The 21,078-nt window shown below is 71.5% G+C and carries 16 protein-coding genes and 3 pseudogenes; 13 read left to right on the top strand and 6 right to left on the bottom strand.

Annotated elements, in window-relative coordinates; all coding sequences use genetic code 11:
• Positions 1 to 10: 10 nt before the first annotated feature.
• The 4 genes from H8R17_RS15620 to zapE form a co-directional block, all read right to left on the bottom strand.
• Complete coding sequence (locus H8R17_RS15620) at positions 11 to 1,477, bottom strand: SulP family inorganic anion transporter (RefSeq protein WP_187823787.1); 1,467 nt, start codon at positions 1,475 to 1,477, stop codon at positions 11 to 13.
• Between the two features lie 8 nt (positions 1,478 to 1,485).
• Positions 1,486 to 2,067, bottom strand: a complete 582-nt coding sequence (locus H8R17_RS15615; protein WP_187823786.1) for a carbonic anhydrase — start codon at positions 2,065 to 2,067, stop codon at positions 1,486 to 1,488.
• A gap of 77 nt (positions 2,068 to 2,144) precedes the next feature.
• Complete coding sequence (locus H8R17_RS15610) at positions 2,145 to 2,543, bottom strand: hypothetical protein (protein WP_187823785.1); 399 nt, start codon at positions 2,541 to 2,543, stop codon at positions 2,145 to 2,147.
• Positions 2,544 to 2,742: 199 nt separating this feature from the next.
• Complete coding sequence (gene zapE / locus H8R17_RS15605; protein ID WP_187823784.1) at positions 2,743 to 3,843, bottom strand: cell division protein ZapE; 1,101 nt, start codon at positions 3,841 to 3,843, stop codon at positions 2,743 to 2,745.
• Between the two features lie 37 nt (positions 3,844 to 3,880).
• Between zapE and H8R17_RS15600 the strand changes: the two genes are divergently transcribed.
• From H8R17_RS15600 to H8R17_RS15555, 10 genes and pseudogenes are all read left to right on the top strand, one after another.
• The gene (locus H8R17_RS15600) at positions 3,881 to 4,768 is read left to right on the top strand and encodes a pyrimidine reductase family protein (protein ID WP_187823783.1); all 888 of its coding nucleotides are present in this window, start codon (positions 3,881 to 3,883) and stop codon (positions 4,766 to 4,768) included.
• A 201-nt stretch (positions 4,769 to 4,969) separates the two neighbouring features.
• The gene (locus tag H8R17_RS15595) at positions 4,970 to 5,443 is read left to right on the top strand and encodes an indole-3-glycerol phosphate synthase (RefSeq protein WP_187823782.1); all 474 of its coding nucleotides are present in this window, start codon (positions 4,970 to 4,972) and stop codon (positions 5,441 to 5,443) included.
• Between the two features lie 167 nt (positions 5,444 to 5,610).
• Positions 5,611 to 6,999, top strand: coding sequence for a UDP-N-acetylmuramate--L-alanine ligase (gene murC, locus H8R17_RS15590; RefSeq protein WP_187823781.1), 1,389 nt, complete (start codon positions 5,611 to 5,613; stop codon positions 6,997 to 6,999).
• 14 nt (positions 7,000 to 7,013) lie between these two features.
• On the top strand, positions 7,014 to 7,421 hold the full coding sequence (gene msrB / locus H8R17_RS15585) for a peptide-methionine (R)-S-oxide reductase MsrB (protein ID WP_187823780.1): 408 nt from the start codon (positions 7,014 to 7,016) through the stop codon (positions 7,419 to 7,421).
• A gap of 75 nt (positions 7,422 to 7,496) precedes the next feature.
• Positions 7,497 to 7,754, top strand: a complete 258-nt coding sequence (locus H8R17_RS15580) for a hypothetical protein (protein ID WP_187823779.1) — start codon at positions 7,497 to 7,499, stop codon at positions 7,752 to 7,754.
• A 180-nt stretch (positions 7,755 to 7,934) separates the two neighbouring features.
• Positions 7,935 to 9,545 carry a TIGR02677 family protein gene (locus tag H8R17_RS15575; protein WP_187823778.1) on the top strand — a complete coding sequence of 537 codons (1,611 nt, stop codon included), beginning with the start codon at positions 7,935 to 7,937 and terminating at the stop codon, positions 9,543 to 9,545.
• Entirely contained in the window at positions 9,545 to 10,900 is a 1,356-nt protein-coding gene (locus tag H8R17_RS15570; protein WP_187823777.1) for a TIGR02678 family protein, read from the top strand. Before H8R17_RS15575 ends, H8R17_RS15570 begins: the two co-directional genes overlap by 1 nt.
• The gene (locus H8R17_RS15565) at positions 10,897 to 15,111 is read left to right on the top strand and encodes a TIGR02680 family protein (protein ID WP_223125072.1); all 4,215 of its coding nucleotides are present in this window, start codon (positions 10,897 to 10,899) and stop codon (positions 15,109 to 15,111) included. Before H8R17_RS15570 ends, H8R17_RS15565 begins: the two co-directional genes overlap by 4 nt.
• Positions 15,108 to 16,406 carry a TIGR02679 family protein gene (locus tag H8R17_RS15560; protein ID WP_187823776.1) on the top strand — a complete coding sequence of 433 codons (1,299 nt, stop codon included), beginning with the start codon at positions 15,108 to 15,110 and terminating at the stop codon, positions 16,404 to 16,406. The genes H8R17_RS15565 and H8R17_RS15560 overlap by 4 nt, the downstream gene beginning before the upstream one ends.
• A gap of 79 nt (positions 16,407 to 16,485) precedes the next feature.
• Positions 16,486 to 16,695 (top strand): annotated as a pseudogene (locus tag H8R17_RS15555) (peptide-methionine (R)-S-oxide reductase); the annotation flags it as partial.
• Positions 16,696 to 16,701: 6 nt separating this feature from the next.
• On the opposite strand, the gene H8R17_RS15550 reads toward H8R17_RS15555, so the two are convergent.
• Positions 16,702 to 17,061, bottom strand: a complete 360-nt coding sequence (locus H8R17_RS15550; protein ID WP_187823775.1) for a hypothetical protein — start codon at positions 17,059 to 17,061, stop codon at positions 16,702 to 16,704.
• A gap of 473 nt (positions 17,062 to 17,534) precedes the next feature.
• Here H8R17_RS15550 and H8R17_RS15545 point away from each other — a divergent pair, with 473 nt between their 5' ends.
• The 3 genes and pseudogenes from H8R17_RS15545 to H8R17_RS15540 form a co-directional block, all read left to right on the top strand.
• Positions 17,535 to 18,893 carry an FAD-dependent monooxygenase gene (locus H8R17_RS15545; RefSeq protein WP_187823817.1) on the top strand — a complete coding sequence of 453 codons (1,359 nt, stop codon included), beginning with the start codon at positions 17,535 to 17,537 and terminating at the stop codon, positions 18,891 to 18,893.
• Positions 18,894 to 19,160: 267 nt separating this feature from the next.
• Positions 19,161 to 19,445 (top strand): annotated as a pseudogene (locus H8R17_RS49220) (PAS domain-containing protein); the annotation flags it as partial.
• Positions 19,446 to 19,493: 48 nt separating this feature from the next.
• A pseudogene (locus H8R17_RS15540) lies at positions 19,494 to 20,567 on the top strand (SpoIIE family protein phosphatase); the annotation flags it as partial.
• Between the two features lie 291 nt (positions 20,568 to 20,858).
• On the opposite strand, the gene H8R17_RS15535 reads toward H8R17_RS15540, so the two are convergent.
• Complete coding sequence (locus H8R17_RS15535) at positions 20,859 to 21,038, bottom strand: hypothetical protein (RefSeq protein ID WP_187823773.1); 180 nt, start codon at positions 21,036 to 21,038, stop codon at positions 20,859 to 20,861.
• Positions 21,039 to 21,078: the final 40 nt, after the last annotated feature.

Raw genomic sequence — 21,078 nt, 5'->3', positions numbered from 1 at the left:
CTCAGGACTGCTACTGCGTCGCCGTGACCTTCACCGGGTCGGTGTCGGATGCGCTGTGCCGCTCGGCCCAGTTCTCCAGCGCCGTACGGCAGGCGTGGTCCAGGTGGTGCAGCCCGGACAGGTCCAGCTCGATCGGCCGGTCCTGCGGGAGGGCCTCCAGGCTGTCGAGGATCTTCGGCAGCCGCAGGAAGGTCGCGTTGCCCGACAGGTACACCTGGATCGGCCCGGCGCCCTTGTCTATGACCTCGGTCTTCAGGTGCGAGGCCTCCCAGGCGGTCTTGACCACCGACAGGGCCAGACCGATCAGCACGCCCTCGAACATGTTCACCACGACGATCGCCACGGCGGTCACGACGAGGATCAGCGCCTCACCCTTGTGCGCCCGCCACAGCTCGGCGATCTGGCGGAACGGGATCAGCTTCCAGCCCGCGTGCACCAGGATGCCGGCCAGGGCGGGCAGCGGGATCAGGGCCAGGGCCCACGGCATCGCGGCGGCGAACAGCAGGATCCATACGCCGTGCAGCACGCGGGACGCTTTGGTTTTCGCTCCCGCGGTGACGTTGGCGGAGCTGCGCACGATCACCGCGGTCATCGGCAACGCGCCGAGCAGGCCGCAGATCGTGTTGCCCGCGCCCTGGGCGACCATCTCCTTGTCGTACTGGGTGCGCGGACCGTCGTGCATCCGGTCCACGGCCGCCGCGCTGAACAGGCTCTCCGCGGAGGCGATCAGGGCGAAGGCGACGATCGTGCCCCAGATCGCCGGAGTGGCGAGGTTGCCGAAGGCCTCGGAGCCGGGCAGCTGGATGACGCCCAGCAGCCCCTCCACCTCGACCTTGGCGACCGGCAGGCTGAAGGCGAACGTGACCAGGGTGGCCAGGATCACCGCCGCGAGGGCGCCGGGCAGGGCCTGCGCCTGCTTCGGCAGCTTCTTCCACAGCACGATGACGGCGATGGTGGCCGCGCCGATCGCGAGCGAGGTCAGCGCCTCGGTGCTGCCCAGCGCGTCCGCGAACGCCCCCGGCAGGCCCACGATCTTGCCGATGCCGCTCTCCGGGGCCGTCAGGCCCGCCGCCGCGTAGATCTGCCCGGCGATGATCACCAGGCCGATGCCGCAGAGCATGCCCTCGACGACGGAGACGGAGATCGCGCGGAACCAGCGGCCCACCTTGAGGAAGCCCATGGCGAGCTGGAGCAGACCGGCCATCAGTACGATCACGCCGAGCGTGCCCACGCCGAACTCGCGGACGGCCTCGAAGACCAGCACGGTCAGGCCCGCGGCGGGACCGGACACCTGGAGGCTGCTGCCGGGCATGAACCCGGTGACGAGGCCGCCCACGATGCCGGTGACGAGGCCCAGCTCGGCCGGGACACCGGAGGCGACCGCCACGCCGACACACAGCGGCACGGCGACCAGGAAGACGACGACGGACGCGGCGAAGTCCTGCCGCAGGTAGGGAAACTTCGAGATTGCAGTCATGATCGTGCTCACACCGCCTCGAACGTGTCGTTGTCCGCGCGGCGGGCCCGCACGGTTCCGGTGTGCACCTCGTAGAACCATGCGTGCACACCGAGTTGACCGTTCGTCAGCCGCTTTTCGACGCACGGGTAGGACCGCAGGCGCAGCACCTGCGCCAGTACGTGGTTCTGCACGGCCTCGGCGACCGTCGGGTCGGCCGGGTCGTCGCACTTGGGCTGGTCGGCGCCGTGCGCCAGCCAGTCACGTACGGCGGGGACGGCGTTCAGGTCGTCACCGCGCACCAGCGCGCCGACGGCACCGCAGTGGGAGTGGCCGCAGACCACGATGTCCTTCACGCCGAGGACTTCCACGGCGTACTCGATGGTGGCCGCCTCCGATGTGGGGTGCTCGGAGGGGTAGGGGGGAACGATGTTGCCCGCGGTGCGCAGCTCGAAGAGCTCGCCGGGCCGGGCGCCCGTGATCAGGGCCGGGACGACCCTGGAGTCGGAGCAGGTGATGAACAGGACGTCGGGGGACTGGCCCTCGGCGAGGCGAGCGAACTCCTCAGGGCGCTGTCCGAACGTACGGGCGTTGTCGATGAGGGGCTGCATAGTGTGGTGACTCCTCCTGGCGCGCCGTGATGGCGCGTCGGACTTACATGACAGAGGTGGGGGAACAGCTCTGCGACTCAGCAGCGGAAGACCTGCAGTGCGGCCGGAGAGTGGGCTGCCGAGCATCTCGACGTGCGCTGGTGCGCGGCGTCGGCCGGGACCGGTTCCCGGGCGGCCGGAGGCGTCTGCCCCGGCAGTACCCGCTCGGTCCTCGCACGGACCACGTCGGCGGTGCGGTGCCGGTCGACGGTCGGCAGGGGACCGGTCGGGTCCCCGATGTGGCCGGCGTCGCGGCGGGCGGCGATCTCATCGCGCAGCGTCTTCCCGGACGGCTTTGTTCCGGGCACGTTCTTGGCCATGGCGTTACCCGGCGTATGCGCGGATGTGAAGATTGCCGCCGGCGCGAAGAACTGAAGGGCGAGCAGGACGGCGGCGAGGATCGACACCACGGTCCGGGCCGTCGTACCTCGTGTCATGCGCCCCCCTTCAGGCGGTTCACGCGTCTAGTGCCAGCCAACGGTTGGTCAATGGCTGGTCAAGAAACACATTAACCCGGCAAAGTCGTTTGCAGGGTTAACTTAACGTTGCGAGCTGAAGAGAGCCTGAAAACCGTCTGGGCGATGGCTTGAAGTAGCCCTTGAAGCAAGGGAGGTGATGAGGTAACGGAACCCCGGTTCAGTGGCCCGCGACGAGTCGGCCCGCGTCGCGGGCCAGCGCGGTGAGCCGGGAGATCGCCCGGAAGTACTTCTTGCGGTAGCCGCCCTTCAGCATCTCCTCGCTGAACAGCTGGTCGAAGGGCAGGCCGGAGGCCAGGACGGGCACCTCGCGGTCGTAGAGCCGGTCCGCGAGCACGACGAGCCTCAGGGCCGTCGACTGGTCCGGCACCGGCCGGACGTCGGTGAGGCACACCGCCCTGATTCCGTCGGTCAGGGCGCCGTACCGGCTGGGATGGACCCGGGCGAGATGAGCCAGCAGCTGCCCGAAGTCGTCGAGCGAGGCGCCCTCGGTGGCGTACGCCGTCTTGGTCACCTGCGCGTCGGTGTGCGGCGGCGGCGCCTCGGGCAGGCCGCGGTGGCGGTAGTCCTCGCCGTCGATGCGCAGGGCGCGGAAGTGGGCGGACAGGCCTTGGATCTCGCGCAGGAAGTCGGCCGCCGCGAACCGGCCCTCGCCGAGCTTGCCGGGCAGCGTGTTGGAGGTGGCGGCGAGCGCTACGCCCGCCTCGACGAGCCGGCCGAGCAGGGTGGAGACCAGGACGGTGTCGCCAGGGTCGTCCAGCTCGAACTCGTCGATGCACAGCAGGCGGTGGCCGGACAGCGTCTGCACGGTCTGCTGGAAGCCGAGGGCGCCGACCAGGTTGGTCAGCTCGACGAACGTGCCGAACGCCTTGCGGGACTTCTCGGCCGGGGTGGCGTGCCAGAGGGAGGCCAGCAGGTGGGTCTTGCCGACGCCGTAGCCGCCGTCCAGGTAGACCCCGCGCGGCCCCGCGGGCGCCTTCTTCGCCGCCTTGCCGAAGCCGAACAGGCGCCGCTTCCCGCCACCCGCCGGCGCCTCGCCGAGTCCCGCCGCGAAGCCTTCGAGCACGCGTACGGCCTCGGTCTGGCTGGGCTGGTTCGGGTCCGGGATGTACGTGCCGAAACGCACCGAGTCGAAGCGCGGCGGCGGCACCATCTCGGCGACCAGCCGGTCCGCGGGCACCTGCGGCTCACGGGCGCACAGGGACAGCGGGGCGGCGTCGGCTAGGGGGCCGGGCCCGGACGGCACGGAGGAAGAGGACACGGTTCCCCATGCTAAGCGGCGTGGAACACTGCACGGCATGCGACGCCTGTTCCCTGTGACCGACGAAACAGCAGCTCCGGACCTGGGCGGGAGCCCGGGGGGTGATGTGCCTGGTGTGGCTGAGGGGGCCGCCGGGGTGAACCGTGATGCACGGGTTGACCGGGGGGACCATGGTGAGCCGAGTGGCCGGATCGACCGGGAGTGGAGTCTGGCCGAGCTGGCCGCCGCGTACGCCTACCCCGAGCCGGGGCCCGGGGAGCCGGAGTCGTGGCTGCGGGCCAACATGGTGGCCACGCTGGACGGCGCCGCCCAGCACGGCGGGCGGTCGCAGTCCATCTCCAGTGCGGCCGACATGCGGATCTTCGGCACGCTGCGGGCGCTTTCGGACGTCGTGATCGTCGGTGCGGAAACGGTGCGGCAGGAGGGGTACCGGCCCGCACGCGCGCGTGCGGAGTTCGCGGGCCGGCGCCAGGCGGCCGGACAGGGGCCGGCGCCGGCGATCGCGGTGGTCAGCGCCAGCCTCGACCTGGACTTCTCGCTGCCGCTGTTCACCTCGCCCCTGGTGCCGACCCTGGTCCTGACCGGCGCCGCCGCGGCCCCGGACCGCGTCGCGACCGCCGAGAAGTCCGGCGCCCGGGTGGTGATCGCCGGGGACGGCGTGGGCGTGGACCCGGTTCGCGCGGTCCAGGCCCTGGCCGGACTCGGCCACACCCGGCTGCTGACCGAGGGCGGCCCGCGGCTGCTGGGGCAACTGGTGGCGGCCGGTGTGCTCGACGAGCTGTGCCTGACCGTCTCCCCGATGCTCACCGCGGGCGACGCACAGCGCATCGCCGGCGGGCCCTCGGTCGCGGTGCCGCAGCGGTTCGCGCTGGCGTCCCTGCTGGAGGAGGGAGGGTTTCTGTTCAGCCGGTACCGGCGGACGTGAGACGGCCGGATGTCCGGAAATGGATTCGAGCGTCAGCGCCGGTCCGGTAATCGGCGGAATCTTCCGTTCCGTTTACCTTCCGGGGGGCACACTGAATCCGGCAGTGCCCGTGCGAGCACGGGACAGGATGGTTTCCGCAGGGCCTGGCACGGCCCACGGAGGAGAGAGGGCCCACGGGTCCTCGAAGGAGAAAGGCGCCTGGTGTTCACAAGCGTTTTGATGATCGAGAAGGCCCTGACGTCCGCCGACGTGGAGTTCGTCACCACCTTGCACGGGGACGAGCCGGTCTCCTTCCACGTGCTGCTCCAGCCGCGCGGCGAGCAGGCGGACCGGCTGCTGCGGGCGATCGACGACGTGGCGCTCGGTGAGCTGGACGAGGCGGTGCGGGAAGGGGAGACGCCGGAGGGGGAGGCCGCCAAGAGTGTGGGGCAGCAGGCCCTTGAGGTGTCACTGCAGGCCCTGCGGGCAGCGGGCAGCGACGCGGAGGGGCGGCTGGTCGAGGATCATCCGCTGGATGCGCTGCGGTCGCTGGTCGACGAGGTGGACGCGGATGAGGTGATCGTGCTGACCGATCCCCACTACGTGGAGGAGTTCTTCCATCGGGACTGGGCTTCGCGGGCGCGGCACAAGGTGGGGGTGCCGGTGCTGAAGCTGTTCTCCCACAGCAAGGAGTAGCGCCCTGGGGGTGCGGTGCGTTTGCGGGTGCGGGTGCGTTGTGGTTGCTCGCGCAGTTCCCCGCGCCCCTGGGTCGGCATGCACGCCCCGCGCCCCATACGCACCGCCGATCCACGCACGCAATAGGCTGAAGCGTCACCGACGTACCGCATCTTGGGAGAAAACGCATGGCACCCGGCCTTCCTACCGCCATGGACCGACCGCACTTCATCGGCATCGGCGGGGCCGGCATGTCGGGTATTGCGAAGATTCTTGCGCAGCGTGGGGCCGAGGTGGACGGGAGTGATGCGAAGGAGTCGGCGACCGCGCAGGCGTTGCGGGCGCTGGGTGTGACCGTGCATATCGGGCACGCGGCCGGGCACCTGGCCGACGACGCCAGCTGTGTGGTCGTGTCGTCGGCGATCCGGCAGGACAACCCGGAGCTGGCCCGCGCGGCGGAACTGGGTATCCCCGTGATCCACCGTTCGGACGCGCTGGCCGCCCTGATGGACGGGCTGCGCCCGATCGCGGTCGCCGGTACGCACGGCAAGACGACCACGACGTCGATGCTGGCGGTGTCGCTCAGCGAGCTGGGCCTGAAGCCGTCGTACGCCATCGGCGGCGACCTGGACGCGCCCGGCTCCAACGCCCTGCACGGCGAGGGCGAGATCTTCGTCGCCGAGGCGGACGAGTCGGACCGCAGCTTCCACCAGTACGCGCCCGAGGTCGCGATCGTCCTCAACGTCGAGCTCGACCACCACGCCAACTACGCGTCGATGGAGGAGATCTACGAGTCCTTCGAGACGTTCGCGGGCCGGATCGTCCGCGGCGGCACGCTGGTGATCTCGGCGGACCACGAGGGCGCGCGGGAGCTGACCCGGCGGCTGGCCGGGGCGGTGCGGACGGTGACCTACGGCGAGGCGGCGGACGCCGACGTGCGCGTGACGTCGATCGTGCCGCAGGGCCTGAGGAGCGAGGTGACCGTGCTGCTGGACGGGGCGGAGCTCACCTTCACGGTCTCCGTCCCCGGCCGCCACTACGCGCTCAACGCGGTGGCCGCCCTCGCGGCGGGCGCGGCCCTCGGCGTGCCGGCCCCGGAGCTGGCCCCGGCGCTGGCGGCGTACACCGGGGTGAAGCGGCGCCTGCAGCTCAAGGGCGAGGCGGCGGGCGTACAGGTCATCGACTCCTACGCGCACCACCCCACGGAGACGACGGCCGACCTGGAGGCGATGCGCGCGGCGGCGGGCGACTCGCGGATCCTGGTCGTCTTCCAGCCGCACCTGTTCTCCCGCACCCAGGAGCTGGGCAAGGAGATGGGCGAGTCCCTGGCCCTGGCGGACGCCTCGGTCGTCCTCGACATCTACCCGGCCCGTGAGGACCCGATCCCCGGCGTGACCAGCGACCTGATCATCGAGGCGGCCCGCGCGGCGGGCGCGGAGGTGACGCCGGTGCACGACAAGGACGGGGTGCCGGCGGTGATCGCCGGAATGGCGAAGCCGGGTGATCTCGTTATCACCATGGGCGCGGGCGACGTCACGGACCTCGGCCCGCGCATTCTGGACCGACTGTCGAAGTGAGGGGCTGAGGAGCCATGGCGTACGACGTCGAGAAGCCGGACGAGCAGTGGCGCGCGGAGCTGAGCCCGGGCGAGTACGCGGTCCTGCGCCAGGCCGGTACCGAGCCGGCCTTCACCGGTGAGTACACGAACACCAAGACCAAGGGCGTCTACTCCTGCCGCGCCTGCGGCGCCGAGCTGTTCACCTCGGACACGAAGTTCGACTCCCACTGCGGCTGGCCGTCCTTCTACGACCCGAAGGACTCCGACGCGGTGGAGGTGCTGGAGGACCGCTCGCACGGGATGGTGCGGACCGAGGTGCGGTGTGCGCGGTGCGGGTCGCATCTTGGGCATGTGTTCGAGGGGGAGGGGTATCCGACCCCGACGGACCAGCGGTACTGCATCAACTCGATCTCGTTGCGGTTGGTTCCGGACGAGGGCTGACCGGAGCGGTCACAGCCTGACCACGGTGCCGGACTTCGCGTCCGTTCTCCGGATGACGACGCCGCGGACGGGACGGTGAGCGGCATCGTCACCTCGGCCGATCTGGCCGGCGGGTTCGGTACGGTCGCCCGGCCCTTCTTCACCCTGGTCGAGATCGAACGGCGATCGAGGCGTTGTCTGGGCCGGGTCCACAGCGAGACCGACGTCCAGAAGGTGCACAAGAAGCACTTCAACGCACCCTCACTCAGATCCGAACAGCTCGACCTGCTGGACCGCTTTGTAGGCATGCTCCGGCTCTACGATCCGGATCACGGAGCGACCACCGGCGTTTGAGGACGGCTCGCACCGAAGGATCACGGACCCGTCGGCCGACGTGAGCGCGGAGCCCGTCGCCGAACTTGGACCGTTGTGGGCATGAGTGAGGACGGACCGCGGCGGCGCGCTGGCATCGCGAGCGGTTGGTTTTCCCCGACTTGCTCCGGAGTGTCAGTAGCGGTCCGTACGCTCGTCGACATGGAGGGGAACGAAGCGCAGGCTCCTGATCGGGAGGAGACCGGCGCCGAAGCATGGCAGCGGCTGAGTGCTTACACGTACCTCAGCGTGCCCGAACGCCTGGAGTACGTCGCGGTGATGCGGGTGTTCTGCGGCACGCTGCTCGCGGATCTTGCCGTGCCCGACGTGCTCGTCAAGCTGCGGCGGGCGGGCGGGCCGGGAGCGGCGCTCGATGCGGAGGCGCTCACCGCGCGCCTCGAGCAGCTGGTGCGCTGGGGCAATCTGCTGCGCAGCACGCACACCGTCAAGGCGACAAGCATCGCCGAGTACCAGCGTTCCCGGTCCCGCTATCAGCTGTCCAAACTCGGCGAGCGCGTCCAGCGGGACGCGGACGAGGTGCTGGCCGGGGCGGACGCCGCGCGCGAGGTGAGCAGTGAGCTCCTCGCGCTCGTCGACCGCGGCCTGGGCGAGCTCGTCGCCATGGTCACGGAGGCCGGTGGCCCGGAGCCGCAGCAGGCGCTCGAACGCATCAGCACCCTTTTCGTACAGTTCGCCGAATTCGCCGAGTCCGTACGGGACTTCTACGCCTACCTGGGCCAGGTGCTGGCCCGCTACGACCTCGACGGGGCCGAATACCAGGGCTTCAAGGAGCTGCTGCTCGACTACGTGGAAGCGATCACTGAGGACGTGTCCTTCCGTGCCCCGCGCATCGCCGCTCGGCTGGCGGCGATCTGGCCCCATCTGCCCACGCTGCTGTCCCGCATCGACGCCCACACGACAGGTCTCGGGGCCCTCGCCGAAGGCTTGCCCCAGACCCGCGTCCAGCGCAGCCGCGGACGGGACCTGGCGGATTGGGAGGGGCTGCGGGACTGGTTCGCCGACACCGGCGGGCACGGCAGTCAGGTGGACCAGCTCCGGGACGCCACCCTGCGTGCCCTGCAGTCACTCCTCGCCAACGCCAAGCGGATGCTGCGTTCGGCCTCCGGCGAGATGTCCCGCCGCAAGGACCTGCTGCGGCTCGCGGCCTGGTTCGACGCGGCGGAACCGGAGGAGGGGCACGACCTCGCGGTGGCCGCCTTCGGGCTCTACGGGGCGCGGCACCTGGGAGTGGCACCGGATCCGGAGTCGTCCGTGCCGGCGTACGTGAGCTGGTGGACTGGGCCGGTGGTGGACGTGCCGGTGGCACTGCGCGAGCGCGGCAGCAGGGCTCCGCGCGGACGTGCCGCCGCGGCCGAGGACCACTCCGAACAGAAGCGGCACCTCCTGGAGCGTGCGCGGGAGCAGGCCGAGGCCCGGCACGCGGCTGCCGACGAACTGCGCAGCGCCTCGGGCAGATTCGACCAGGTGAGACTGAGTGCTCCGGCCATGCGACTGCTGCTCGAGCTCCTCACCGCCGCCCTCGGCAACGCCCAGTTGCACAAGGACGCCGGTGACTTCCTGCTCGACGGCGCGCAGGCGGGTGATGCGGACCTCGGCATCCGGCTGACCGCGTGGCGCACCCCCGGTCGGCACACCGTCCTGCAGTCCTTCGACGGCGACCTGACAGCGGATGATCTCACGCTGGCCGTCGAGAGCGCGTCCATGCCCGTGGTGGGCGAGCCGATGACCGAGGCCGGGGAGGCGAGTGCCTGATGCCCCTGCCTTCCGCGCACGACGTCGCGCTCGCGGCCGAGCGCCGCACCGCCGCCCGGCTCCTGCTGGCCCACCCCCTGGTCACCAGTAACGGACCGCACAGCGACACCTTCCCACTGATCCGACGCCACGCCGACTGGCTCGCCCAGCGCTTCCAGCAGGTGTTCGGATACCGACTGCTGGTGGAGGCGTCGTACGCCCGGCTCTTCAAGGCCGGCCTCGGACCGGGCTCGGGGCACCGGCTCGAACGGCCGTCGACCGGGACGCCCTTCACGCCACGGACGTACGCCTACCTGGCCCTCGCCCTGTCGGTCCTCGTCACCGCCCCGGAACAGCTCCTGCTCTCCCAGCTCGTCGCCGATCTGCGGGCCGCGGCCGTGGACGCCGGGATCGAGATCGCCGACACCGGGCGACAGGCCGAGCGGCGCACGCTCGCGGCCGCAATGCGGCAACTCGTCGACTGGGGCGTCCTGGTGGAGACCGAGGGTCACGTCTCGGCCGTCGCCGAGGAACGAGCCGGAGAGGCACTGCTGACCGTGGACCGCGAGATCGCGCGGGCCGTGGTCGCCGGTCCGCTTGCCCAGAGCCGCGACGGTGCCGACCTCGTACGCCGCGCCGCCGACCCCGGCTTCGGAGGGCCGCGCACGTATGTCCGCAGGCGCCTCGTCGAAACACCAGTCGTCCATCTCGACGACCTCACGGACGCCGAGCGCGAGTGGCTGCGCACCCGGCAGCGGCGCGAGGCACAAGCGTTCTCGGAACTGCTCGGCCTGGAGGCCGAGATCCGCGCCGAAGGCATCGCCCTGGTCGACCCGGATGACGAAGTCACCGACGTACACCTGCCGGGTACCGGCACGGTCGCACAGGCCGCGCTGCTGCTGGTGGAGCGGCTCGTCGACCGGCTGCGCCCCGAAGGCCCGGGCCACCCCGCTGTCGGAGGGAGGCTGGTCATCGGCGTACCCGTCCCCGACGGGCTGCTGCCCGAGCTGCTCGACGAACTGATCGAGGAGTACGGCAGGCGCAGCAACTGGCAGCGCGGCCACCTTCAGGACCGGGACGGATTCCTCGCCGCTGTCCTCGACCTCCTCGTCCGGATGCGTCTGATGGCGCCCGCCGGTCCTTTGCGCGCGGACGGCCACGGCCTGCCCGAGGGATACGAGGAGACGGTGGCCGACGGCCGTTCCGTCACGGACGTCTCGGGGGCACGTGGCAAGGACCGTACGGGCGGCGGCTGGATCCTGCTCGCCGCGGCCGCCCGCTACGCCACCACGGTGACGGTCAGGCCCCCCGCCGCCCAGTCCCCGGCGGACGCCCAGCCCCCGGAGGACGACGTCTCCAAGGAGCCGCCCCGATGAACAGCACCCCGGTGAACAGCACTCCGGCCCTCCACCGTTACCGTCTGCACCGCGCGGGCATCCACAACGTCTGGCAGTACGACATGCAGGAGTTCGCCTTCGGTGACGGCCGCCTGCTGCTGCGCGGCAAGAACGGCGCCGGCAAGTCCAAGGCCTTGGAGATGCTGCTGCCGTACCTCCTCGACGGCGACGCCCGAGCGTTGGACGCCACGGGCACCGGGCGCACCACCCTCCTCTGGCTCATGCTGGACGGGTTCGAGCAGACCAACCGGCTGGGCTACCTGTGGGTGGAGTTCGCCCGGACGGACGAGGACGGCAGCGACCATCACCTCACCCTCGGAGTGGCCGTCCGCGCGTCGCAGTCGACCAAGGCGGCGAAGCCGTTCTTCTTCGTGACCCGGCTCCGGGTCGGCGAAGACCTGGACCTCGCCCCCGCCGGCCGGCCTCTCCCCGTCGACCAGCTCAAGTCGCTCGTCGGCGCGGAGAACGTCACCGACCGCGCCGTGGAGCACCGGGCCAGGGTCGCCCGTGAACTGTTCGGCCTGACCGACGCGGCCCGCTATCGCAACCTCCTGCATCTCCTGCACCGGCTGCGCCGCCCCACCATCGGCGACCGCATCGACTCCGGGGGCCTGGTCTCCGTCCTCGCCGAGACACTGCCCGCCCTCGACGACGAGATCGTGGAGAAGGTGGCCCGGGGCCTCGACGACCTCGACGCCGTACGGGCCGACCTCGGGCGTCTGGAGCGGACGGACCAGTCGCTCACCGCCTTCCTCACCGGCTACCGCGGCTATCTGCACGGGGCACTGCGCCGCCGCGCGGGCGAGGCGAGCGGTGAACTGGAGCGGCTCGCGGAGTGCCGCAAGTCTGCGGGGGACGCGGCGAGAACGGCCGAAGCGCTCCGTGAGCGTGAGAAGGAACTCGGCGGCCACGTCGAAGCCCTTGAGGGCGAGGCGAGCTCCGCCGAGACCGATCTGGCCGCGCTGCACGCCAGCGCCGAGTACCGCAGCCTCAAGGAACTCGGGGAGAAGCGGGCCACCGTCAATGCCCTGCAGAGCGCGGCCGCCGCCGCCTTCAAGTCACTGCGCCAGGGGCACAGCAACAAGGAGGAGGCGGGCCGGCGCCTCACCGCCGAGGCCCGGCGGCTCCGGGAAGAGCTGATCGAGCTGAGCACCACGCACGGCGAGCTGGTACGGGAGGCGGAGCGCTCCGGACTCGACCCCGTGCACCTGGGGGAGCCGGTCGCGACCCCCGCCCTGCCGGCAGCGGCCGCCGCGACGGCTGAACTGATGTCCCCGGAGGGCGACGTCCACCTCGTACGGCACAGCGAGGTACTGGCGGTCGACACCGAGGCCTGCGCGACCGCGCTGCACTCCTGGGATGCCCAGCTCGATGCCGCGCAGCCAGTGATCAGGCACCGGTCCCGGTCCGTGACCGAACTGGCCGTTCTTGTGGAGATGTCGGCCAAGGCCCGGCAGGAGGCGTACGAGGCCGACGCCGCCCGTGAGCGCCTGGAGGAACAGACGGAACACGCGCGAGACCAGGCAGAGCAGCGCCGGCAGGAGACCGCGCGCGAAGGAGAGGTGTATGCCGACGCGGTCCGGGTCTGGATCGAGCGGCTGCGCGGCCTCACCGGGGTACCCCTGGACGACGTACTCGCGTTGGCCGCCCACGATCCGGCGGACGGCCCGCTGCCCGACCGGGTCCCCGACGAGGTGGCCGACGCGGCCCGGTCGGCCGTCGATCCGTGGCTGGCGGAACTGGGCGAGGATCGCGACGCCCTCGCCGTCGCCCTCCGCGAACTGATCGGTGAACGAGATCGCGTCCGTGGCGAGCGCGAGGAATGGGAACGCCGTACCGACCCCGAGCCGCCGCCTCCACCCCACCGCGCGGCTCCCCGCACCCCCGGCACCGGGGCTCCCCTGTACCGGCTGGTGGACTTCGCAGCCGACCTGGAGCCGGCAGCGCGCGCAGGGCTGGAAGCCGCCCTGGAGGCAAGCGGCCTGCTCGACGCCTGGGTTCGTGCCGACGGCACGCTCCTGGACGCGGCCACGCGGGACACCCTCCTGGTACCGGGAGAACCGGTGGCCGGGGTGACACTCGCCCGGGTGCTGCGGCCTGTTGCCGCGCCGGACAGCGGGGTGAGGGTCGAGCAGGTCGAGCGGGTGCTGGGGGCGGTGGCGCTGGCCGGGGACGGGAACCTCCTCACAGATGCGGTGGATACGGCGGTGGCCGAGCCGCACACCGTCATCGGCACCGACGGCTCCTGGAAGCTGGGTGTCGTGCGGGGCCGTCACGTCAAGCAGGCCGCCGAGTACGTCGGTGCGGAGTTGCGTGCGGAGACCCGCCGCCGGACGCTGGCCGAACTCGACCGTCGACTGACCGCGGTGCAGGACGAGTTGGCGGAACGCGAGCACGGCCTGCGGAGCCTGACCGAGCACCGGGACCAGGTCGCCGACACCATGCGCCAGCCGCCCTCCGCCCGTCGGCTGACCGATGCCTGGGCCCGTACCGCCGAGGCCGAGCGCACCGCCGACTCCCTCGCCGGGCAGGCTGCCGCGGCTGCCCGGGAGGCGGAGCAGGCGCGGGCTCGCGCGTCCGCCGCCCGTCGGGAGGCCGAGGCGACGGCGAGCGCCCACGGCCTCCCGACGGAGCCGGCCGCACTCGACACGGTCCGTCTCGCCCTCGACCGGCTCGGGCAGGGCACGGAGCGGTTGCGGCGACGGGTGCGCGCGGTCGTTTCCGCAGCCGGCGGTCACCGCGACGGCCGGACGGACTACGAGGTTGCCGAGTCGGCCTGCCGGGAAGCCGAGGCCGACTACGCCGAGCCGCTCGGCCGACTGGAGGCCGCTCGCCGTATCGTCCGAGGCCTTCAGGAGGCGCTCGGCGCCACGGAGCAGGAGATCCTCTCCCGGGAGGCCGAGGCGAAGCGCCGCCTGGACGCCGTGGAGCGCCAACTCCCGCGCGTGCGGGAGGACATGGCCGACGTGCACGACAAGCGCGTACGGGCCGGGGAGGACGAGAGAGTACAGGGCGAGGCACTCGCCGCCCAGGAGGACGAGGCGCTGGTCTGCGGACGGCGTCTGCGCGCGGCGTTGTCGCTGCCGGGTGTGCTGAGAGGGGCGGGCCTCGACACCGACGAGGGTGTGGCCCTGAAGTCCCCGGACCCGGTCCACGAGGACGTACGGGGCCGCATCACGGCACTGCATACGCTGGTCGACGACGTGCGCCGCCGTCTGGACACCGAACGCCGCGACATCTCGGACACCACCCTCCTCAACCTCCACACCGCGCTGCGCGACCAGCTCTCCGGAGGCTACGACGCGACGATCGAGGAACACGACGGCATCAAGCGCTGCCGCCTCGTCGACGACCACGGCCCGCACGACATCGCCGTGGTGGGCGAGCGCATCGCCGCCCAGGCGGCCGAAGCCCGCGACCGGCTGACGGAACGCGAGCGCGAGGTCTTCCAGCGCTTCCTGACGGGCGAGCTGGGCGACCACCTGTCCACCCAGGTCCTGGCCGCGGGCGCCCTGGTGGCCGCCCTCAACGCCACCCTGTCCACGGTCCGCACCTCACACGGCCTGGGCGTCACCCTTGACTGGAAGCTCGCCGACGGCGTGGAAGCCGACGTGAAGGCGGCCGTCGACCTCCTGCGCAGCCCCTCGGGTCTGCGCAACCGCGAAGAGTCCGAGCAACTCCGCGACGTCCTCCAGCGGCGCATCGAAGACGCCCGCCGCGCCGACCCGGGCGCGGGCTACGCGGCCCACCTGCGTACCGCCCTCGACTACCGCGACTGGTTCGCCTTCACCCCCTGGGTGGTGAACGACGCCGCCCCGGGCAGCCGGCGCAAGCTCTCCGGCCGCACCGGCCTGAGCCAGGGCGAACAGCGTGTGCTGTCGTATCTGGTGCTCTTCGCCGCGGCGGCGGCCCACTTCACCAGCCTCGCGGAGTCCGCCCCGCACGCACCCCGCCTGATCCTGCTGGACGACGCCTTTGCCAAGGTCGACGAGCCCACCCACGCCCGCCTCGGCCGCATCCTCGTCGACCTGGACCTCGACTTCGTCCTCACCAGCGAACGCCTCATCGGCAACTGGCCAGGCGTACCGTCCTTGCACATCTACGAGTGCCTGCGCGATCCGCACGTGCGGGGCGTGGCCACTCTCCACTACACGTGGAACGGACGGCAGAGGCGGCTGGTGTCGGTATGACGAACGCCGGAGCGGAGGGCGAGCCGCCGCTGGACGCCGAATCACTGGCTTTCCTGAACCGGCCGGGCCTGACGCGCCTCTGGGCGGCAGCCCGCACCCGCCTCGAACGCGGCGGCCTCCAGCCGACCGGCACGATCAGGCTCCAGAACCTGGACGCACAGGAGCGGGAGGCGCTGTCCCTTCTCCTGGCCAGGCCGGTCACCGGCCCCACCGCCACAATCCGCCTGCCGGACCTGGACATCCGCCTTCGGGCCAGTGCGGTCGGCCGAGGGCTGGCCGCGACGCTGGCGGAACTGGGCCCACCCCTCACCGACCGCCGGGCGGCCCGCAACGCTGCGCAGGCCGAACGCATCCGTCTGTGGTCCGCGGCTGAAACGACCCTCGCTGCAACGCCCTTGGCAGGACAGCCATGGGCCCGCCCATGGCTGGAGGAGATACGGCGGGGCGGCACGCTCACGCGACAGCCGTCCGGCACCGCGCTCACCACCGTCACCCAGGCCATCGACACCCTCGCGACCCTCTTCCCCGGCACAACTCCCGGCCCCGCCCCTGCCACCTGGGGCCGCGGCGAACTGGCCACCCGCACGACGGGCTCGGCCCACGGCCTGGACGACGGCACTCTGCTGGCCCGCCTGGTCCTGCGCGGCATCGCGGCGGCCCGGGGAGCGGATGTCCCGACTGACGCACCGGGCCGCCGCGCCCTGTGGCGGCGGGCCTCGGTCATTCCCGACGAGGTGTCCAGCACCGTGCTCACGTATGGCCTGCGGCCAAGGGGCGGGACGTGGGGTGAGAAGACCCTGCGCGAGCGGGCGGACCGCGCGCTGGAGACTCATCTGACCTTGCGCGAACTGCGCACCCTGCGCCTGAACATGCCGCCGGGCACCCGTGTCCACGTATGCGAAAATCCACGCGTGGTCGAAGCCGCGGCCGATGCCGGATGCACCGCCCCGCTGGTCTGCACGTCAGGCAGTGCGACGACGGTCGTTCTCACGCTGCTGGACGCACTGGCGACAGCCGGCTGCGCCTTCGCGTACCACGGGGACTTCGACTGGACGGGTATCGCGCTGGCCAACCGGATCATGGAGCGGTACCGGGCGGAGCCGTGGCGCATGACGGCGGCGGACTACGAGTACCTCGCGACACGCGCGGAGCTGCATGGCACGCCATCACTGCCGCTCGCCGGGCCACAGGTGGCGGCCGTCTGGGACGCCGAACTGGCCCCGATCATGGAAGCCTTCGGAGTCGCCCTGCACGAGGAATGTGCCTTGGAGCCACTGCTGGGAGATCTGGAGTAAGGGCTCTACGGCCAGTGGAGCCCTGGCTGTTGCCCCGCATGGGGGCGGGGATGCACTCGAGTATTCGAGAAGCACGCCCGGCTGGCCGTCCTTCTACGACCCGAAGGACTCCGACGCGGTGGAGGTGCTGGAGGACGGCTCGCACGGGATGGTGCGGACCGAGGTGCGGTGTGCGCGGTGCGGGTCGCATCTTGGGCATGTGTTCGAGAGGGAGGGGTATCCGACCCCGACGGACCAGCGGTACTGCATCAACTCGATCTCGTTGCGGTTGGTTCCGGACGAGGGATGAGTGGCTTCACCCCGGACAGGCTCCGCTCCTGGCCTGATGCGTCAGGTAGGGCTTCGGCGGGGTGTATCCCTTCGGCCGTGGAAACTCGAGGACCGGAACGGGCTTGCAGACAGGCCAGTTGCCGTTCCCCGCGGTGTAGCCGAAGTCCCCGCTCGCGCCCCTGACGCAGCCCTGGCAGATGTCGTCGGGCAGCATCCGCATGTTCCTGATGGTGTTGGTGACGTCGTGCTCGGACGGCAGCTGGAGCCTGCCGAGTTCCGACTTGCTCTCGGCGACGGCCTGGGCCAGCACCTGGAAGGCGTCGTAGTGCGTGATCGCGTAACCGTCGTCCAGGGCGGCCCCCTTGAGGCCTGTGTGCTCGGCCATGGCGTCGGCAAACGGAGCGAACTGCGCGGGCGCGCCCTGGCCCAGGTCCCAGTCCCTGCCCGCCAGGAACACCGTGTCCGAGGCCCGGCGCGGCCGTGCGTTGCGTCATAGTGAACCAACCCCCGTTGGCACAGCGGCACGGTGGAATGCGTGCGAACCTTCCAATCTACAGCCGTTCTTGTACTGTCACCAGGTCTCGAGCGTCCCCGAAGCACCACAAATCCCTTGCCGCGCAGCCTGCTTGAGACCGTGCCGTCGGAGTGGTGGGGCCTCGGGTGGGAGCCGCGGGTGATCCCGCGCAGGCGTGTTCGGGGCGCGCAGAACGGCCGGAACGCGGTCAACCCGTTCTGCGGAGCGGGATACTGGTGCCTTCTCACGACGTGGCGACCGGGGGGAGCGGATCGTTGAACTCTGCGGGAGAGAAGGGACGTTCGGGTGTGGGCGGCGGCCGGGGCGGGCGGCATGCGGTTGTCGTGGGCGGGAGTCTCGCGGGACTGCTCGCGGCGCACGTCCTCGCCGGGCACGTCGACCGGGTGACCGTCGTCGAGCGCGACCGGTTCCCGGACGGCACGCAGCCGCGGCCCGGTGTGGCGCAGGGCCGGCACCCGCATGTGCTGCTGGAGGGCGGGCAGACGGCTCTGGAGTCGTTGCTGCCGGGCTTCCTGGCGGAGTTGCGGGCGGCGGGGGCGCCGCGGGTGGGCATGCCGTCGGACATGGTGATGTGGCAGACCGGGCGCTGGTTGCGGCGGCTGCCCGCGACGAGCCACATCTACACCGGTTCCCGAGCGCAGCTCGAGGATTTGGTGCGGCGGCGCGTTCTCGCCAACCCGGTGATCAGCGTGGCGGAGGGGACCGATGCCGTCGGGCTCCTCGGCGACGCCTCGCGCGTGCGAGGCGTGGTGCTGCGCGACCGCTCCGGTGACGCCCGCGGGGAGCAGCGGGCCGTCGAGGCCGACCTGGTCGTCGACGCCTCCGGCAGCGGTACGAAGGCCCCGCAGTGGCTGGCGGCGATCGGGGCCGAGGTCCCGCACGAGGAGACCATCGACACGGGACTCGCGTACGCCTCCCGCGTCTACCGGGGCAGGAGCGGCGTCCTCGACGGCGACACCCTCGGCTACTACGTCTACCCCAACCCCGCCCAGGTCCACGCCGGCGGTGCGCTGCCGCTGGAGGACGGTACCCATCTGGTCATCGTCTCGGGGCTGCGCGGCGACGAACCGCCCACGGACGACGACGAGTTCGTGACGTACACCAAGAGGCTGCCGCATCCGCTCCTGCACCGGTGGCTGGACGAGGCCGAACCGATCTCGCCGGCGTTCGGCTACCGGCGGACCGCGAACGTCCGCCGCCGCTACGACCTGCCGGGCCGCTGCCCGGCCGGATTCCTCGCCACCGGCGACGCCCTGTGCACCTTCAACCCGATCTACGGGCAGGGCATGGCCGTCGCCGCGATGAGCGCGGTCGCCCTGCGCGACGCGCTGGCCGATCAGCGCCGGACCCCCACGACGCGGCGCGTGCAGCGGGCGCTCCTCGCGGCGTCCCGGCAGGCGTGGGACATCTCCGCCGGGGCGGACCGCAAGATGCCGGGCGCGGTCGGCAACGTGGTCGACGGCCGGCCCGCGGACCGCGTCGCCGACTGGTACCTGACGCGCGTCCAGGAGCGCTATCCCGGCGACCCCGTCGTGGGGCGTGCCTTCCGCTCCGTACTGACCCTCTCCGCGCCCGTCACCACCCTGTTCGCGCCGCCCGTGGTCCGGTCCGTCCTCTTCCGCCCGCCCGCGCCGACGCCCACCGAGCCGCCGGCGACACCGGAGGAACGTCGGGGGACCTGAGCGCGGCCGGCAGCCGACGGCATCTTTCGTGCCGCCGCATCAGCCCGTCCGTCCCGGAAAGCCGGTGTCCGAGAAGGTGGGGGGAAGCGGTCGGGCGGAGCCGGCGCCCTGCGCCAGGCAGAGGCGGCGGTGACCAGCTGCCAGTCACAGCCCTGCGCACATTCACTCAAGACCCATCCGTCTCTCCTTCCACAGTCTTTCCGGCACCAGGACGGTCCGCCGGAAAGAGTCGCCTCGGTAGCACAATGGAGAGAAGGGGATGAGGCGATGTATGAAACCACCCTGGCGCCGGAAGATGCTGCGGCTGCTGTAGACGCGCGGGGCGTCGTCGCGGCGTGGAGCCAGGGGGCTCGACTGCTTCTCGGGTACGAGCCGGGCGAGGCGATTGGACGTCCGGCGTCGGATTTTCTTGCCGCTCGCCTCCCGGACTCGGCATGGCGGAGCCTGTCACAGCAGGAGGCGTGGACCGGGCGGGTCGCGCTGCGTGACCGGGGCGGCCACCGGGTGGAGGCCAATGTGCGGGCCTTCCCGCTGGTGAGTGCCGATGACCACGTCGAGTGGTTCCTTCATGCCGTCCGGCAGGAGACCGACGGTGCAGATCTCGCGCTGCAGCGCCGCCTGCTGCAGTATCACCGGCCCGCGCAGCTGGCAGTGGAGACGGCGATGCGCTACCTGCCCGCGGATCCGCAGGCAGGTGTGGGCGGCGACTGGTTCGATGTCGTCCCCCTTTCCGGCGCCCGTGTGGCTCTGGTCGTCGGTGATGTCGTCGGACATGGCATCAACGCGTCCGCCACGATGGGGCAGCTGCGCAGCGCGATGCGGACGTTGGCCGATGTCGATCTTCCTCCCGATGAACTGCTGACCCAACTCGACGACCTCATTCTCGAAGAGATCGAAGAGGGCATCGAGTCCTCCGGGGAGGTCGGCGCGACGTGCCTGTACGCGGTCTATGACCCGGTGACCCGCCACTGCACCGTGGCCAGCGCCGGCCACCCCGCCCCTGCCGCCGTCATGCCGGACGGCTCCGTGGAGTTCATCCCCGTGGTTCCGGGCCCTCCTCTGGGGGTGGGCGGCCTGCCCTTCGAGGCCACCGACGTGCGCCTGCCCGAGGGAAGCCTGCTCGTCCTGTACACGGACGGACTGGTCGAAACTCACGACCGCGACATCGACATCGGCATGCAGGAACTCGTGCACATCCTGGCCGAACCCACCCCATCGCCGGAAGCCGCCTGTGACAACCTCATCACGGCACTCCTGCCCGAGCGACCGGACGACGACGTCGCCCTGCTCGTGGCCCGCACCCACGCCCTGGGCCCCTCCCACGTGGCCACCTGGGACCTGCCCGCGGCGCCTGTCGTCGTCGCCGACGCGCGCCGACGGGCCGCCGACCAGCTCACGACCTGGGGTCTGCAGGATGCCGTCCCGACCACCGAGCTGATCGTCAGCGAACTGGTCACCAACGCCATCCGGCACGCCAGTGCCCCCATCCAGCTGCGGCTCATTCGCAACACCGCCCTGATCTGCGAGGTCTCCGACGCCAGCAGCACTGCTCCCCACCCACGCCGCGCGCGCGGCCTGGATGAGGGCGGCCGGGGCCTGTTCCTGGTCGGCCAGCTGGCCGAGCGCTGGGGCACCCGTCACACGCTGACAGGGAAGACCATCTGGGCGGAGCAGCCCCGACGGCTCCCTCGCCCTCGGCGCCTGCCCGCGGGGGGACCACACACAGCGGATCATGTGGTGGGCCACGCAACGACCAGCATGAATACCCTGCATGGCCGACCGACAGGTTCCGCCCGGTCCACCAGGCACGCGGCGACGGGCCGGATCACGGTGGAGCCGTAACCGATCCCGGTGTGAAGGAGACAGGCGACGTCAGCCGTCTGCCTGCACGGCCGCCCCCTCCCGCCCACTTCGGAGGAGCGCGATGCGATCCGGGGCTCTCGCCTCGGCGCCGTACGACCTGGCTCACTCTCTCGTCGGGACGTCGCCCTCCCGCTCGCCCTCCGCCTGAGATGGTTCGGTCCTGGGCACGTCCGGGTGCTGTTCCACGGCACTGCGCTCACCCGGCTCGTCGCGCTCCCCCTCGGCCTGCGACGGGGTACGCGCGTACAGCCAGTGGTCGTAATCCGAGGCTGCGGATTGCATGACGGGCCTCCTTCGCGTCCGTCGTGATCGGCCTGAACGG

The organism is Streptomyces sp. TRM68367 (assembly GCF_014495685.1).
GTDB lineage: Bacteria > Actinomycetota > Actinomycetes > Streptomycetales > Streptomycetaceae > Streptomyces.
This window is presented reverse-complemented; position numbering and strand designations above follow the sequence as displayed.

Coding starts and splice junctions, on each gene's coding strand:
- H8R17_RS15610 (WP_187823785.1), bottom strand. CDS start 2,543: ATGACACGAGGTACGACGGCCCGGACCGTGGTGTCGATCCTCGCCGCC.
- H8R17_RS15600 (WP_187823783.1), top strand. CDS start 3,881: ATGCGACGCCTGTTCCCTGTGACCGACGAAACAGCAGCTCCGGACCTG.
- H8R17_RS15535 (WP_187823773.1), bottom strand. CDS start 21,038: ATGCAATCCGCAGCCTCGGATTACGACCACTGGCTGTACGCGCGTACC.
- H8R17_RS15560 (WP_187823776.1), top strand. CDS start 15,108: ATGACGAACGCCGGAGCGGAGGGCGAGCCGCCGCTGGACGCCGAATCA.
- H8R17_RS15550 (WP_187823775.1), bottom strand. CDS start 17,061: ATGGCCGAGCACACAGGCCTCAAGGGGGCCGCCCTGGACGACGGTTAC.
- H8R17_RS15615 (WP_187823786.1), bottom strand. CDS start 2,067: ATGCAGCCCCTCATCGACAACGCCCGTACGTTCGGACAGCGCCCTGAG.
- H8R17_RS15620 (WP_187823787.1), bottom strand. CDS start 1,477: ATGACTGCAATCTCGAAGTTTCCCTACCTGCGGCAGGACTTCGCCGCG.
- msrB (WP_187823780.1), top strand. CDS start 7,014: ATGGCGTACGACGTCGAGAAGCCGGACGAGCAGTGGCGCGCGGAGCTG.
- H8R17_RS15565 (WP_223125072.1), top strand. CDS start 10,897: ATGAACAGCACCCCGGTGAACAGCACTCCGGCCCTCCACCGTTACCGT.
- H8R17_RS15570 (WP_187823777.1), top strand. CDS start 9,545: ATGCCCCTGCCTTCCGCGCACGACGTCGCGCTCGCGGCCGAGCGCCGC.
- murC (WP_187823781.1), top strand. CDS start 5,611: ATGGCACCCGGCCTTCCTACCGCCATGGACCGACCGCACTTCATCGGC.
- H8R17_RS15575 (WP_187823778.1), top strand. CDS start 7,935: ATGGAGGGGAACGAAGCGCAGGCTCCTGATCGGGAGGAGACCGGCGCC.